Source organism: Pseudomonas sp. SBT1-2 (genome assembly GCF_028640875.1).
Taxonomy (GTDB): domain Bacteria; phylum Pseudomonadota; class Gammaproteobacteria; order Pseudomonadales; family Pseudomonadaceae; genus Aquipseudomonas; species Aquipseudomonas chlororaphis_I.
Genome location: NZ_JAQZAA010000088.1, coordinates 1 through 14,308 on the forward strand (window position 1 = coordinate 1; position 14,308 = coordinate 14,308).

Annotated in this window: 14 protein-coding genes; 5 read left to right on the top strand and 9 right to left on the bottom strand. The window is 62.5% G+C overall.

The window, feature by feature from the left end:
• Window positions 1–71: 71 nt before the first annotated feature.
• The 6 genes from PVZ78_RS18560 to PVZ78_RS18585 form a co-directional block, all read right to left on the bottom strand.
• The gene (locus tag PVZ78_RS18560; RefSeq protein WP_273829049.1) at window positions 72–1,646 is read right to left on the bottom strand and encodes an ABC transporter ATP-binding protein; all 1,575 of its coding nucleotides are present in this window, start codon (window positions 1,644–1,646) and stop codon (window positions 72–74) included.
• A gap of 43 nt (window positions 1,647–1,689) precedes the next feature.
• On the bottom strand, window positions 1,690–2,712 hold the full coding sequence (locus tag PVZ78_RS18565; protein WP_124324830.1) for an ABC transporter permease: 1,023 nt from the start codon (window positions 2,710–2,712) through the stop codon (window positions 1,690–1,692).
• Entirely contained in the window at window positions 2,712–3,773 is a 1,062-nt protein-coding gene (locus tag PVZ78_RS18570) for a microcin C ABC transporter permease YejB (protein ID WP_025810099.1), read from the bottom strand. Before PVZ78_RS18570 ends, PVZ78_RS18565 begins: the two co-directional genes overlap by 1 nt.
• Window positions 3,773–5,641: an extracellular solute-binding protein gene (locus PVZ78_RS18575; protein ID WP_273829050.1), complete on the bottom strand. Its 1,869-nt coding sequence runs from the start codon at window positions 5,639–5,641 to the stop codon at window positions 3,773–3,775. The genes PVZ78_RS18570 and PVZ78_RS18575 overlap by 1 nt, the downstream gene beginning before the upstream one ends.
• A 135-nt stretch (window positions 5,642–5,776) precedes the next feature.
• On the bottom strand, window positions 5,777–6,058 hold the full coding sequence (locus PVZ78_RS18580; protein WP_007924449.1) for a peptidylprolyl isomerase: 282 nt from the start codon (window positions 6,056–6,058) through the stop codon (window positions 5,777–5,779).
• A 212-nt stretch (window positions 6,059–6,270) separates the two neighbouring features.
• Complete coding sequence (locus tag PVZ78_RS18585; protein WP_273829051.1) at window positions 6,271–7,362, bottom strand: 3-deoxy-7-phosphoheptulonate synthase; 1,092 nt, start codon at window positions 7,360–7,362, stop codon at window positions 6,271–6,273.
• Between the two features lie 642 nt (window positions 7,363–8,004).
• On the opposite strand from PVZ78_RS18585, the gene PVZ78_RS18590 reads away from it, so the two are divergent.
• Both PVZ78_RS18590 and PVZ78_RS18595 read left to right on the top strand, forming a co-directional pair.
• Window positions 8,005–8,763, top strand: coding sequence for a carbon-nitrogen hydrolase family protein (locus PVZ78_RS18590; protein ID WP_273829052.1), 759 nt, complete (start codon window positions 8,005–8,007; stop codon window positions 8,761–8,763).
• Window positions 8,760–9,206 (top strand): GNAT family N-acetyltransferase, encoded by a 447-nt coding sequence (locus PVZ78_RS18595; RefSeq protein WP_124340401.1) that lies wholly within the window; start codon window positions 8,760–8,762, stop codon window positions 9,204–9,206. The genes PVZ78_RS18590 and PVZ78_RS18595 overlap by 4 nt, the downstream gene beginning before the upstream one ends.
• A gap of 56 nt (window positions 9,207–9,262) precedes the next feature.
• Here the strand turns inward: PVZ78_RS18595 and PVZ78_RS18600 are convergent, their stop codons facing one another.
• A complete protein-coding gene (locus tag PVZ78_RS18600) occupies window positions 9,263–9,493 on the bottom strand; it encodes a DNA-binding protein (protein ID WP_009049616.1) in 231 nt (76 codons plus the stop codon).
• An 81-nt stretch (window positions 9,494–9,574) separates the two neighbouring features.
• Here PVZ78_RS18600 and PVZ78_RS18605 point away from each other — a divergent pair, with 81 nt between their 5' ends.
• From PVZ78_RS18605 to uvrC, 3 genes are all read left to right on the top strand, one after another.
• The gene (locus tag PVZ78_RS18605; RefSeq protein ID WP_007924437.1) at window positions 9,575–9,940 is read left to right on the top strand and encodes a helix-turn-helix domain-containing protein; all 366 of its coding nucleotides are present in this window, start codon (window positions 9,575–9,577) and stop codon (window positions 9,938–9,940) included.
• 145 nt (window positions 9,941–10,085) lie between these two features.
• Complete coding sequence (gene gacA, locus PVZ78_RS18610) at window positions 10,086–10,727, top strand: response regulator transcription factor GacA (RefSeq protein WP_009049615.1); 642 nt, start codon at window positions 10,086–10,088, stop codon at window positions 10,725–10,727.
• 2 nt (window positions 10,728–10,729) lie between these two features.
• Window positions 10,730–12,553: an excinuclease ABC subunit UvrC gene (uvrC, locus tag PVZ78_RS18615; protein ID WP_273829053.1), complete on the top strand. Its 1,824-nt coding sequence runs from the start codon at window positions 10,730–10,732 to the stop codon at window positions 12,551–12,553.
• Window positions 12,554–12,561: 8 nt separating this feature from the next.
• Here uvrC and PVZ78_RS18620 read toward each other — a convergent pair whose 3' ends face one another.
• Both PVZ78_RS18620 and PVZ78_RS18625 read right to left on the bottom strand, forming a co-directional pair.
• Window positions 12,562–12,978: a hypothetical protein gene (locus PVZ78_RS18620; RefSeq protein WP_273829054.1), complete on the bottom strand. Its 417-nt coding sequence runs from the start codon at window positions 12,976–12,978 to the stop codon at window positions 12,562–12,564.
• Entirely contained in the window at window positions 12,965–14,095 is a 1,131-nt protein-coding gene (locus PVZ78_RS18625; protein ID WP_273829055.1) for a polymorphic toxin type 44 domain-containing protein, read from the bottom strand. The genes PVZ78_RS18620 and PVZ78_RS18625 overlap by 14 nt, the downstream gene beginning before the upstream one ends.
• Window positions 14,096–14,308 lie beyond the last annotated feature (213 nt).

Here is a 14,308-nt window from a genome sequence, read left to right on the forward strand (position 1 = left end):
GCTGCGGTATTGCAGGCACACCGCGTAGAGCCTATCGCGGGCAAGCCTCGCTCCTGCAGGAGAATGCAGGGTCAGGCCGGGTGGGCGGCGGCCAGCAGTTCCTGGGTGTAGGGATGCTGCGGCGCTTCGAACACTTCGTGGCTGGGGCCGCGTTCGACCACCTTGCCGTCCTTGATCACGATCATGTCGTGGGCCAGGGCGCGGACCACGGCCAGGTCATGGCTGATGAACAGGTAGGTCAGGCCATGCCGCTCCTGGAGCTGGCGCAACAGCGCCACCACCTGCTTCTGTACCGTGCGGTCGAGGGCCGAGGTGGGCTCGTCCAGCAGGATCAGCGCCGGCTTGAGTACCAGGGCGCGGGCGATGGCGATGCGCTGGCGCTGGCCGCCGGAGAACTCGTGGGGGTAGCGATGGCGGCTGGCCGGGTCCAGACCGACTTCTTCCAGCGCCTGGATCACCTGCTGCTCGCACTGCTGGGCCGTGGAGTGGCTGTGCACTTCCAGCCCTTCACTGATGATCTGTTGCACCGACATCCGTGGGCTGAGGCTGCCGAACGGGTCCTGGAACACCACCTGCATCTGCTTGCGCCACGGTCGCAACTGCTTCTGATTGAGGCCGTCGAGGGCCTCGCCCTGGAAGCGGATGCTGCCTTCGGAATCCAGCAGGCGCAGGATCGCCTGGCCGAGGGTCGACTTGCCGGAGCCGGACTCGCCGACTATGCCCAGGGTCTTGCCCCGTTGCAGGCTCAGGCTGATACCGTCCACCGCCCGCAGGTATTGCTTGCGGCGCAGCAGCCCGCCGCCGATCTGGAACTGCACGTTCAGGTCGTCCACCTGCAGCACCACTTCGCGCTCGTCCCGGGGCAGGGCTTCGCCTTCCGGCTCGGCATTGAGCAACACGCGGCTGTAGGGATGCTGCGGCGCGCTGAACAGGGTTTCGCACGGTGCCTGTTCGACGATCTGCCCGGCCTTCATCACGCACACACGCTGGGCGATGCTGCGCACCAGGTTGAGGTCGTGGCTGATCAGCAGCAGGGACATGCCCAGGCGCTGTTGCAGGGATTTGAGCAGCAGCAGGATCTTGCGCTGCACTGTCACGTCGAGGGCGGTGGTCGGTTCGTCGGCGATCAGCAGCTCCGGTTCGCAGGCCAGGGCCATGGCGATCATCACCCGCTGGCGCTGGCCGCCGGAGAGCTGGTGCGGGTAGGCCTTGAGCCGTTCCTCGGGTTTCTGGATGCCCACCAGGCGCAGCAGTTCGAGGATCCGCGCCTGGGCCGCCTTGCCACCCAGGCCCTTGTGCAGCAGCAGGGTTTCGCCGATCTGCTTCTCGATGCTGTGCAGCGGGTTCAGCGAGGTCATCGGCTCCTGGAAGATCATGGCGATGCGGTCGCCGCGCAGTTTCTGCAAGGTCCGGGCTTCGGCGCCGAGCAACTCCTGGCCGCGGTAGCGGATGCTGCCGCTGCTGTGGGTGTCGCAGTCGGGCAGCAATTGCAGGATCGAATGGGCGGTCACCGACTTGCCCGAACCCGACTCGCCGACCAGCGCCAGGCACTCGCCGGGGCGGATATCCAGGCACAGGTCGCGCACCACCTTCTGCTCGCCGAAGGCGACGTTGAGGTTGCGGATTTCAATCAGGTTGTCAGTCATTTCAGTATCCGCCTGGTTCAATAACGTGGCTCAGGAACATGGCTCAAGAACGTGGATCGAAGGCATCGCGCAACGCCTCGCCGATAAACACCAGCAGCGAGAGAATCAGCGCCAGGGTGAAAAATGCCGTCAGGCCCAGCCAGGGCGCCTGCAGGTTCTGCTTGCCCTGGCCGATCAACTCGCCCAGGGAAGCGCTGCCGGCCGGCATGCCGAAGCCGAGGAAGTCCAGGGCGGTGAGGGTGGAAATCGCCCCGGTGAGAATGAACGGCAGGTAGCTCAGGGTGGCGTTCATCGCGTTGGGCAGGATGTGCCGCACGATCACCTTGCGGTCGTTGAGGCCCAGGGCGCGGGCGGCCTTGACGTATTCCAGGTTGCGCCCACGCAGGAACTCGGCGCGCACCACGTCCACCAGGGCCAGCCAGGAGAACAGCGCCATGATCCCCAGCAGCCACCAGAAGTTCGGCTCGACGAAACCGGACAGGATGATCAGCAGGTACAGCACCGGCAGCCCCGACCAGACCTCCAGCAGGCGTTGGCCCAGCAGGTCGACCCAGCCGCCGTAATAGCCCTGCAGGGCGCCGGCGGCGATGCCGATCAGGGCGCTGATAAAGGTCAGGGCCAGGGCGAACAGGATCGACACCCGGGCGCCGTAGATCACCCGGGCCAGCACGTCCCGCGCCTGGTCGTCGGTGCCCAGCCAGTTGACCGCGGTCGGCGGGCTCGGCGCCGGGCGGCTGAGCTCGTAGTTGGGCGTGTCTTCGCTGAACGGGATCGGCGGGAACAGCAGCCAGCCGCCGTCCTGGCGGATCAGCTTCTGCACGTAGTCGCTGCGGTAGTCGGCCTGGAACGGCAGCTGGCCGCCGAACTCCTGCTCGGTGTAGCGCTTGAACACCGGGAAATACAGCGAGCCCTGGTAACTGACCACCAGCGGTTTGTCGTTGGCGATCAGCTCGCCGCCGAGGGTGAGGATGAACAGGCCGACGAACAGCCACAGCGACCACCAGCCACGGCGGTTTTTCTTGAAGCGGTCGAAGCGCCGGCGCGCCAGCGGGGAGAGCTTGAGCATCAGGCGTTCCTCGCGGCAAAGTCGATTCGTGGGTCGACCAGGGTGTAGCAGAGGTCTCCGATGAGTTTTATCAGCAGGCCGAACAGGGTGAAGATGAACAGCGAGCCGAACACCACCGGATAGTCCCGCGACACCGCCGCCTCGTAGCTCATGCGGCCGAGGCCGTCGAGGGAGAAGATCACCTCGATCAAGAGGGACCCTGCGAAGAACACGCTGATAAAGGCCTGGGGAATGCCCGAGACCACCAGCAGCATGGCGTTGCGGAACACATGGCCGTAGAGCACCCGGCGTTCGCTCAGGCCCTTGGCCCGGGCGGTGACCACGTACTGGCGGGTGATTTCGTTGAGGAACGAGTTCTTGGTGAGGATGGTCAGGGTGGCGAAGCCGCCGATCACCAGGGAAGTCACCGGCAGCACCAGGTGCCAGAAGTAGTCGGCGATCTTGCCAATGGTACTCAGTTGCTCGAAGTTCTCCGAGACCAGCCCGCGCACCGGGAACCAGTTCAGCGAAGTGCCTCCGGCGAACAGCACGATCAGGAACATGGCGAACAGGAAGGCCGGCATGGCGTAGCCGATGATGATCGCGGTGCTGCTCCAGATATCGAAATGGCTGCCGTGGTGCACCGCCTTGCGAATCCCCAGGGGGATCGACACCAGGTAGGTGATCAGGGTCGCCCAGAGCCCGAGGGAGATGGTCACCGGCATCTTTTGCAGGATCAGCTCGGTGACCGTGGCGCCGCGGAAAAAGCTCTTGCCGAAGTCCAGTTGCGCGTAGCTCTTGAGCATCAGCCACAGGCGTTCGTGGGCCGGCTTGTCGAAGCCGTACTGTTTCTCGATGTCCTTGATCAGCTGCGGGTCGAGGCCACGGCTGGCCCGCGAGTTGCCGCTGATGCCGTCGCTGGAACCGCCGAGGTTGCCGCCGCCACCTATGCCTTGCAGGCGGGCGATGGCCTGTTCCACCGGGCCGCCGGGGGCCGCCTGGACGATGGCGAAGTTGACCAGCAGGATGATCAGCAGGGTCGGGATGATCAGCAGCAGGCGCCGCAGGATATACGCCAGCATCAGTGCGGCCCTCCAGGCTTGCCGCGCTGGACGCGCTCGGCCGCCATTTGCTCGTTGGTCAGGGGCGTGCGGCTCATTTCCCACCAGCTTTCGATGGCTTCGTCATTGCTGGCGGGAATGGCCGGCATGCCGAAGCGGTTCCACCACACGGTTGAGGTGCCCGGCGGGTAGTAGTTGGGGATCCAGTAGTAGTTCCATTGCAGCACCCGGTCCAGGGCGTGGGCGTAGCTCAGCATCTGCGGCTGGCTGGTGGCCTTGACCAGGCCGCTGATCAGGCTGTCCACCGCCGGGTTCTTCAGCACCATCAGGTTGCTCGAGCCGGGATCGTTGGCCGCCGCCGAACCGAAGTAGTTATACAGCTCCAGCCCCGGCGAGGTGGTCACCGGGTAGCCGGTGACGATCATGTCGTAGTCGCGGGCCATCAGCCGGTTGACGTACTGCGAGGCGTCGATGCGGCGGATTTCCAGGGTGATGCCGATCTGCGCCAGGTTGCGCTTGTACGGCAGCAGCAGGCGCTCGATGCCGTTCTGGCTGTTGAGGAAAGTGAAGCGCAGCGGTTCGCCGTCGGCGTTGACCAGCGTGTCGCCGTCGGGTTTCCAGCCGGCCGCTTCGAGCAGGGCCAGGGCTTGCAGTTGCTTGTCGCGGATCAGGCCGCTGCCATCGGTTTTTGGTGCCTCGAAGACCTGGGTGAAGACTTCGTCGGGGACCTGCCCGCGCAGCGGTTCGAGGATTTTCAGTTCCTCGGCATCCGGTAGCGCCCGCGCGGCCAGGGCGCTGTTGGAAAAGAAGCTCTGCTGGCGGATATACAGGTCGCGCATCATCTGCCGGTTGCTCCACTCGAAGTCCCAGAGCATGGCCAGGGCCTGGCGCACCCGGCGGTCCTGGAACATCGGTTTTTGCAGGTTGAACACGAAGCCCTGGGCCGGTTGCGGCGCCTGCTTGGCCAGGTGGGCCTTTTGCAGGCGGCCGTCGTCCAGGGCCGGGCTGTCGTAGCCGATGGAGAAGCCGGTGGCGGAGAACTCACGGTTGTAGTCGTAGGCGCCGCCGCGCAACACTTGGCGGGCGACGTCGGTGTCGCCGAAGTACTCGATGCTGAAGCGGTCGAAGTTGTACAGGCCGCGGCTGACCGGCAGGTCCTTGCCCCACCAGTCGGCATCGCGGGTGAAGGTGATGCTGTTGCCGTTGTCGACCTTGCTCACCTTGTACGGGCCGCTGCCCAGGGGCGCTTCGTAACCCCCGCCGCCGGCGAAGTCGCGGCTCTTCCACCAATGCTCGGGGAGCACCGGCAGGGTCGCGATATCCAGGGGCAGGGTGCGGTTTTCATTGCTCTTGAAGTCGAAGCGGATCACCCGCGGCGACTCGACCTCGACGTCCTTGACGTCGGCGAACTGGGTGCGATAACGCAGGCTGCCCTGGGTCATCAGCAGGTTGTAGGTGTAGCGCACGTCTGCGGCGGTGATCGGCTTGCCGTCGGCGAAGCGCGCCTTGGGGTTGAGGTAGAAGCGCAGCCACAGGCCGTCGTCGGCGCGCTCCATCTTTTCTGCCACCAGGCCATAGACGGTGTAGGGCTCGTCCAGCGAGCGCTGGGCCAGGGGCGAGTAGATGTAGCCGTCGAGTTGCGAGACGCCGATGCCTTTGTCGATGTAGGGCAACACATGGTCGAAACGGCCGATCTCGATGGCCGAGCGGCGCATGCTCCCGCCCTTGGGCGCCCGTGGGTTGGCGTAGGCGAAGTGGCTGAAGCCAGCGGGGTATTTGGCCGGTTCGCCATAGACGGTCAAGGCGTGTTGCGGCGCGGCGTCGGCACTCGCGGTCCCCAGCAGCAGGGCCAGGGCGGTGAAGATCAGGGAGGGGAAAAGCAGGCGCATTGTCAGCCTTAAGAGCCGGGTGATCGATGACCACGATTTGTACGCTACCGGCGCGCTGCTGACCAGCGCGGGCGGTGGCCCAAACACAACGGCCCACCAAGGGGCGGGCCGTCGTTCATGCAAATCGCGACAGGATCAGTCCTGGCGGCTGGTCACTTCCAGCAGGTGATAACCGAACTGGGTCTTCACCGGGCCTTGCACGACGTTGACCGGGGCGCTGAACACCACGGTGTCGAATTCCTTGACCATCTGGCCTGGGCCGAACGAGCCGAGGTTGCCGCCGTCACGGCTGGATGGGCAGGTGGAGTTCTTCTTGGCGACTTCGGCGAAGTCGGCGCCGGCTTCGATCTCGGCTTTCAGTTCGTTGCACTTGGCTTCGCTGGCAACGAGGATATGACGGGCAGTGGCTTTGGCCATGGGAGTTGCTCCTTTCAAGAAAGTGGTGAGCCTACCGGATTGTGTGGCCTATTTCTCGTCAAAGTTCCGTCAAGGCATTGCAGCAAAGGATGGCCGGTCGAGGTGCTTAATCTGTAGGAGCGAGGCTTGCCCGCGATGCAGGCGACGCGGTGGGTCAGTTACACCGCGTTATCGTTCATCGCGGGCAAGCCTCGCTCCTACAGAGGGCGGAATCAGGCGGAGGCCGGAATGTCTTGCCGGGCGTTGCGCAACTGCCGGGCAGCACTACGCAGCAGCTGCTCGGTGGCATCCCAGCCCAGGCAACCGTCCGTCACCGAAACCCCGTAGCGCAGCGTCGGGCTCAGGGGCTGGCAACCCTCGAACAGATGGCTTTCCAGCATCACCCCGACCAGGGACGAATCGCCCTGCAGGCGCTGCTCCAATACCTCGTCGAACACCGCCGGTTGGCGCAACGGATCCTTGCCGCTGTTGGCATGGCTGCAGTCAACCATGATCCGCGCCGGGATCTTCAGCTTCTGCAGGTCGTGCTGGATCTGGGCCACGCTCTGGCGATCGTAGTTCGGGCCGCGATGGCCGCCACGCAGCACCAGATGGGTGTCCGGGTTGCCCGGGGTCTGGATCACCGCCGGATGGCCCTGGCTGTCGACGCCGAAGTGGCGGTGCGGGTGCGCCGCCGAGCGCATGGCGTCGCAGGCGATGCCGACGCCGCCGTCGGTGCCGTTCTTGAAGCCCACGGGCATGCCCAGGCCGCTGGCCATTTCCCGGTGGATCTGCGATTCGGTGGTGCGCGCGCCGATGGCGACCCAGCTCAGCAGGTCGTCGAAGTAGCCGGCGGCCATGGGTTGCAGCAATTCGGTGGCGATCGGCAGGCCCAGGCGCAGCATTTCACGCATCAGTTCACGGGACAGGGTCAGGCCGCCGGCCATGTCGTCGCTGCCGTCCAGGCGCGGGTCGTAGGCCAGGCCCTTCCAGCCGACGGTGGTGCGCGGTTTTTCGACGTAGGCGCGCATCACCAGCAGCAGTTCGTCGTTGACCTCGGCGGCCAGGCTGGCGAGGTTGCTGGCGTATTCCAGGGCGGACTGGGGATCGTGGATCGAGCAGGGGCCGACGACCACCAGCAAACGGGAGTCTTCACCGTTGAGGATGGCGCGCACCGCCTGGCGATGGGCGGCGACTTGCTGGCTGAGGGCCGGGCTGAGCGGCAGTTGTTGCTTGAGCTCCAGCGAGCTGGGCAGGCGCTGGGTCAGGGTTTCGTTGGCGCAGTTGCGGGTGGACAGCGGCAGAGCGGAGACGGACGAGTTCATATTCAAGGCTTCCTGGGCAGGCGGCGGGTGGTGTCCCGCGCGCGGCCCTACTGGGGTGTTCGACAATTGGCCGGATTGGCTGTGCAGGTGTGTTTGCCACCAGTAGGTGACCGATCGGAGGCGGCAGGCTGTCCCGAACGGAGGCTGCTAAATCGCCAGGCGCAGCAGGTGTCGTAACGGTAATAAGTGGCGTAGTTCATGGTTTGAATCCTCGGTAAGTTCGGTGTGTCGCTTGAAAGTCGTGGTTAAAAATCTGCGGCCCAGAAAAACAAAACCCCCGGTCGGGAGGCCGACCGGGGGTGAGATTTTCTCTGGTAGGCGACCCGTTCAAGTGGGCGCCGTTTGGGTATCAGGCGCGCCAGTGGCTAAACCAATACCCAAAATAAAAGCTCGCTGGAGCGCAGGCGTTTTTCACCCAGGCAGCCGCACCGACGCGCGAGGCGCTGGCAGTGTGACGATGCAGGGAAAGGGTGAGGGACGACATGCTGTTTCTCCGTGAAGTGGGCCGAGCTTACTAGAGGCTGGGGGCGCGGTTCAATCAGAAATTCCTATTAGCTTGCCTGTCAGTGCCTATGAGTTAAGCGCTTTGAGGTTTTATGACACACTCGCCACGCCCTTATTTGTGCTTGTTCAGGACCCATCATGACCCCGCTGACCCTTGCCGCCGCCCAATCGATTTCCATCGCTGGCGACCTGCCGGGCAATATCGCCCGGCACCAGGCCTTTATCCGCATCGCCGCGGAGCAGGGCGTGCAATTGCTGGTGTTTCCCGAGCTGTCCCTGACCGGTTACGAACCGGCGCTGGCGGCCGAGCTGGCGCTATTGCCGCAGAGCCCGCTGTTGCAGCCGTTGCGCGACCTGGCCCGGGAGCTGGGGGTGACGGCGGTGGTGGGCATGCCCATCCGCCTGTCGGCCGAGGGCCCGCTGTTGATCGGCGCCCTGGTGCTGGCCGCCGATGGTTCGCTGGCGGTGTACAGCAAGCAGCATCTGCATGCTGGCGAGGAGCAGGTATTTAGCCGCGGCACGGGTGGCGCGAACCTCACATTCGCCGAGGACCAAGTCGCCCTGGCGGTGTGCGCCGATTTCTCCCAGGCCAGCCATGCGCGCGCGGCGGCGCAGTCCGGTGCCGGCATCTATGCCGCCGGCGTGCTGATCAGCGAAAAAGGCTACGCCGCGGACACTGCCTTGTTGCAGGGCTATGCCGTGGAGCACGCGATACTGGTGCTGATGGCCAACCACGGCGGGCCGACCGGAGGCTGGGTGTCGGCCGGGCGTAGCGCGATCTGGGGGCCGGATGGCGGGCTGATCGTGACCGCGGCCGGCACGGGTGATGAGCTGTTGATCGCCCGGCGCACCGCCGGGCGCTGGAGTGGCCAGCAACTGAGGGTCGAAGCGCCTTGAACGGTTTCCAACTGCGTCCGGCCAGCACCCTGGAGGATCTGGTTTTTGCCCGCGACCTGACCCGCAGCTGCATGCTGGGGTATTACATCCGTCACGATCTGTTGTGGCTGGACGAAGCTTTCGATGTGGCCTGGGCCGGTCGGGAGAACCTGCTGATCTGCCAGGGCGCCAGGGTGCTGGGGTTCGTCAGCCTGAGTCGCGATTCCAGGGCTTTGTATATTCGCGAGTTGCATGTGCTCGAAGCGTTTCGCGGGCAAGGTGCCGGGGCCTGGGCCATCGAACAGGTACTGGCGATGGCGCGCAGCGAACGGCGTGGGCTGCTACGGTTGACGGTGTTCAAGGACAACCCGGCGCAGGCGCTTTATGGGCGCATGGGGCTGAAGGTGGTCGGGGAAGATGAGTGTTTTCTGCGGATGGAGCGAAGCAGCGCCGCGGATGCGTAGCCGCTGGTTGCTGTGCGCGGCGCGGTCGTTCCGAGCGGTGTGGCGACAGGCGAGGCTCAGGCGGGTTCCTGGTCGGGCCCCTCGGACTCGGCGAGGATGATGCCGTCTTTCATACCCAGCAATACCGCCACTTTGTGCGCCTCACCGCGTCGTCCTTTCTTGCGTCCGGCCAATACCTGGTAGGTGGTGGCTGGGTCGACCCCGTGTTCACGGGCGAACTGTTGAACCGATTTACCTTGATGTTCAAGCCAGGCCTTGGCTTGTGCGGCAGTGCGGATACCGGGCATAGTTCAAAACCGTTCAAATTTGTTCAATGCTTGAAGGGTGTAACACCCCTAGGGGTGCATAAAAAAGGATCATACATCCAAATGAGTGGAATCGGTTCGCGGTTAAGACAGGAAAGGGAACGCCTGGGGTTGTCGCAGAAGAAATTTGGTGAAGTTGGCGGCGTGGAAGCCAATGCCCAAGGCAGATATGAAAGTGGAGACCGGGTACCCAAGGCGGACTATTTGTCCCGGGTGGCGGCAAAAGGAGTCGATGTCCTTTATATAGTGACCGGCAGGCGGACCCCGACCAGGGCCGATAACCTCAGCCAGAGCGAAGAGAAAATCCTCGTCAGTTATCGGGCCTTGTACAAGGAAGATCAGGACGCGATCCGGCACCTGACCCATACCCTTGCCGAGCTTTCGGTTTCCAGCCTCATGAAAAGAAAGGCGGACGCCCGAGAGCCTTAGGGCAGGGCGTTCGCAGTGCATTAACCAGCCACCGGATACCCCTGTTGAACAGGTGCTTTTTATATGGCGCTTGTCATTAGGTCAGCACGCTGCTTTTTTGCTAAGGTGTCCGGCAACCTATAAGACCAAATCGCGAGGTGTCTGCTTGATTAGGGTGCTAGTAGTCGATGACCATGATCTCGTTCGTACAGGTATTACACGAATGCTGGCTGACATCGATGGCCTGCAAGTGGTCGGCCAGGCCGAGTCAGGGGAGGAATCCCTGCTCAAGGCCCGGGAATTGAAACCCGATGTGGTCCTCATGGACGTCAAGATGCCTGGGATCGGCGGTCTTGAAGCCACGCGCAAATTGTTGCGCAGTCACCCGGATATCAAAGTCGTGGCCGTCACTGTGTGTGAAGAAGATCCGTTCCCGACCCGCTTGCTGCAAGCCGGCGCGGCGGGTTACCTGACCAAGGGCGCGGGCCTCAATGAAATGGTGCAGGCCATCCGTCTGGTGTTTGCCGGCCAGCGTTACATCAGCCCGCAGATTGCCCAGCAACTGGTGTTCAAGTCATTCCAGCCGTCCAGTGAATCGCCGTTCGACGCCTTGTCGGAGCGCGAGATCCAGATTGCGCTGATGATTGTCGGCTGCCAGAAAGTGCAGATCATCTCCGACAAGCTGTGCCTGTCTCCGAAAACCGTGAATACCTACCGTTACCGTATCTTCGAGAAGCTCTCGATCAGCAGTGATGTCGAACTGACGTTGCTGGCGGTTCGCCACGGCATGGTCGATGCCAGCGCCTGACAATGAACGACCCGTTTGATCCCAGTGCTTTTCTTTCCACCTGCAGTGGCCGTCCTGGCGTGTATCGCATGTTCGATGGCGATGCACGTCTGCTCTACGTCGGTAAAGCCAAGAACCTGAAGAGCCGCCTGGCCAGCTACTTCCGCAAGACTGGCCTGGCGCCGAAGACCGCCGCCCTGGTGGGGCGTATCGCGCAGATCGAAACCACCATCACCGCCAACGAAACCGAAGCCCTGCTGCTTGAGCAGACGCTGATCAAGGAATGGCGGCCGCCGTACAACATCCTGTTGCGCGACGATAAGTCCTATCCCTATGTGTTTTTGTCGGACGGTGAGTTTCCGCGTTTCAGCATCCATCGCGGGGCGAAAAAGCAGAAGGGCAAGTACTTCGGCCCGTACCCCAGCGCCGGGGCCATTCGCGAGAGCCTGAGCCTGCTGCAAAAGACCTTCATGGTCCGCCAGTGTGAGGACAGCTACTACAAGAACCGCACCCGGCCGTGCCTGCAGTATCAGATCAAGCGCTGCAAGGCACCGTGCGTCGGCCTGGTGGAGGCCGAGGTATACGCCGAAGATGTGCGCCACTCGGTGATGTTCCTCGAAGGACGCAGCAATGCCCTGACCGATGAGCTGTCGGCCGGCATGGAGCAGGCGGCCAGTACCCTGGACTTCGAGAAAGCCGCCGAGCTGCGCGACCAGATTTCCCTGCTGCGGCGGGTGCAGGACCAGCAGAGCATGGAAGGCGGCAGCGGCGATGTGGACGTGGTGGCGGCCTTCGTCAACCCGGGCGGCGCCTGCGTGCACCTGATCAGCGTGCGTGGCGGCCGGGTGCTGGGCAGCAAGAACTTTTTTCCCCAGGTGGGTATCGAGGAGGACGTGGCCGAGGTCATGTCGGCGTTCCTCGGCCAGTACTTTCTCAGCAGCCCGGAGCGCGACCTGCCCAGCGAGCTGATCGTCAACGTGGTCCATGAAGACTTCCCGACCCTGATCACCGCGATCCAGGCTTTGCGCGGCCGCGAGCTGAGCATCAGCCACCGGGTACGTGGCACGCGGGCGCGCTGGCAGCAACTGGCGGTGACCAATGCCGAGCAGGCCCTGAGTGCGCGCCTGGCCAACCGCCAGCATGTGGCGGCACGTTTCGAAGCCCTGGCCGAAGTGTTGAACCTGGACGAACCGCCGCAACGCCTGGAGTGCTACGACATCAGCCACTCCAGCGGCGAGGCGACCGTGGCGTCCTGCGTGGTGTTCGGCCCGGAAGGTCCGCTGAAGTCCGATTACCGGCGCTACAACATCGAAGGCGTCACCGCCGGCGACGACTATGCGGCGATGCACCAGGCCCTGACCCGGCGCTTCAGCAAGCTCAAGGACGGCGAGGGCAAGCTGCCGGACATCCTGCTGGTGGACGGTGGCAAGGGCCAGCTGTCCATGGCCCGCGACGTGCTCAACGAGCTGGCGGTGCCCGACCTGATCCTGCTGGGGGTGGCCAAGGGCGCGACGCGCAAGGCCGGTTTCGAGACCCTCTACCTCAACGATGCCGCCCATGAGTTCACCCTCAAGGGCGATTCACCGGCGCTGCACCTGATCCAGCAGATCCGCGACGAAGCCCACCGTTTCGCAATCACCGGCCACCGCGCGCGCCGGGGCAAGACCCGCCGCACCTCGACCCTCGAAGGCGTGGCCGGCGTCGGCCCCAAACGCCGCCGCGACCTGCTGAAACACTTTGGTGGATTGCAGGAGCTGTCTCGCGCAAGTATCGAGGAGATAGCCAAGGCGCCGGGGATCAGTAAAAAGCTCGCTGAACTGATTTATGCGAATTTGCATAGTGAGTAGGGGAGAGTTCAGGGGCGGAAAGGGTCAGGTTGACCGGGACACTGTTTCAGGTGGGCAATAACATCAGGGCCTGTTTTAGTGATGTCGATCTTACCGCTTCCATCAAGGTAAATATCCATTGTCCTCCACCGCTTTGGTGTGATGTAGATGCACCGGGGCGGGGTCGTATCGGCCCACCAATCGAACATCATAAAGAAATCCTTATCGGGGAAAATATGCCCTGCATCACCGGTTGTCTCTCCCGGCATCAAGTCCCGTCGAAATATTGAATGCTGCGTATTGAAGACGTATTTGAATGCTTTTGAGCCATCGCCTGAGTAGTAAATGACGACCCTTGGCAAAGCCAAATACCAGCATGCAATAAGGAAACAAACGAATCCTGTAATCCACCGCCCTAAGTAGAGCTTTTTCTCACTTGCAGACATGTGGTTGAACCCCTTTCGCCCAGTCGCTTATGGGGACTGCCAACACTTTGTCCATAATGATCTTCCCTGTAAGGCCACCATTTGGGTATTCCTTGTATAGGCTCATCCCGATAATGATCGATACCCTATCGGGTACATCATCCCATGCGCGCATACCTTCAACACCCTTGGTCCTTTGCGGGCCATCAAATTTCTTAGGGTTTTTGATGAAGCGCCAAGTGTCTGATCCGATTTGCTCTACACCAGCACCGTCCAATAAGACACTCTCAGAAAGCCCACCTGCGACACCCACATATCCGTAGTGGATGTTCGACCAGATATCGTAGAAATATTCATAGGCCCCTTGCTTATGCCAAGGGTATTCACCAAAGAGTTTTTGCAGTATTGGCTTATGGTCCCATGGCCTGTTCTGACCTACGCGCTCAGTCCAGATAGCAAAAGCTTTCGCTTTCTTCCCCAGCGCCAAGCTGTAGAAGTCTGGCTCAAGAGCGAAGCGCATGTAAAAGGGCAGTTCCGCGTATTTCCTTGTTTCTGCTGCGGGGTCAAAGCTATTCAAGTCTTTCATTTGCCGCACAGACGGGCTGTTGATGTTGCGGTTCATCTCATCGGCAATGTAATTCGCCAGTTCCTCCATGCGGTCGGGGTCGGTACAAACCTTCTCCTCTGGCTGCTCCTCAGGCGCCTTAGGGGCCCCGTTAGGATCGACCAAAGCATTCGCATCCTTAGCCTTCTCGGTCAGCTTCGGGTCAGCCAACAAGGTCGCCATCTTTTCATCGTCCACCGAGCCATCCGGGCGAAACACGCCGAGTGCTGCGAAGTTGATGATGGCAGCCCCAGGAGCGGGCCCCATGACAAAGCCACCGAAAGTATCACCCGACCCTGTGATGATTGTCCCGCCGTGGCTGGTGGGGCTCCCTAAATGGGCCATGGGACGACCATTCAGAATGATCGAGGGAAACCCCGTGGTGATGACCGCGCCACAACCGCAAGTGTCTCCCACACGGGCTGCTCCCATGAAGTTGATGTCTATGTCACCAGAAGCGCAAGCAATAGGTGTCGTGCCGTGACCGGGAAGCGGGCAGAGGTGTTTGTCGCCCAGGCGAGCAGAAGAGAGCATTTTATCGTCCCTGCGTTGACTGATCCGCGAGGCTCTTTGTAGAGCCCCGCAAACCTAGCAAGCGGCGATGGCTAAGGCTTTAGGACGATTCTGAACTTGGATGGAGTCTGGCGAGGGCTGAGAGTCTGGCTGGAAAATCTGCATGGCCACCGCACTACGTCTACAGATGATGGTTCCAGCAGGTTTGCGAACTGAGTCTTGTCCTGCTCGCGC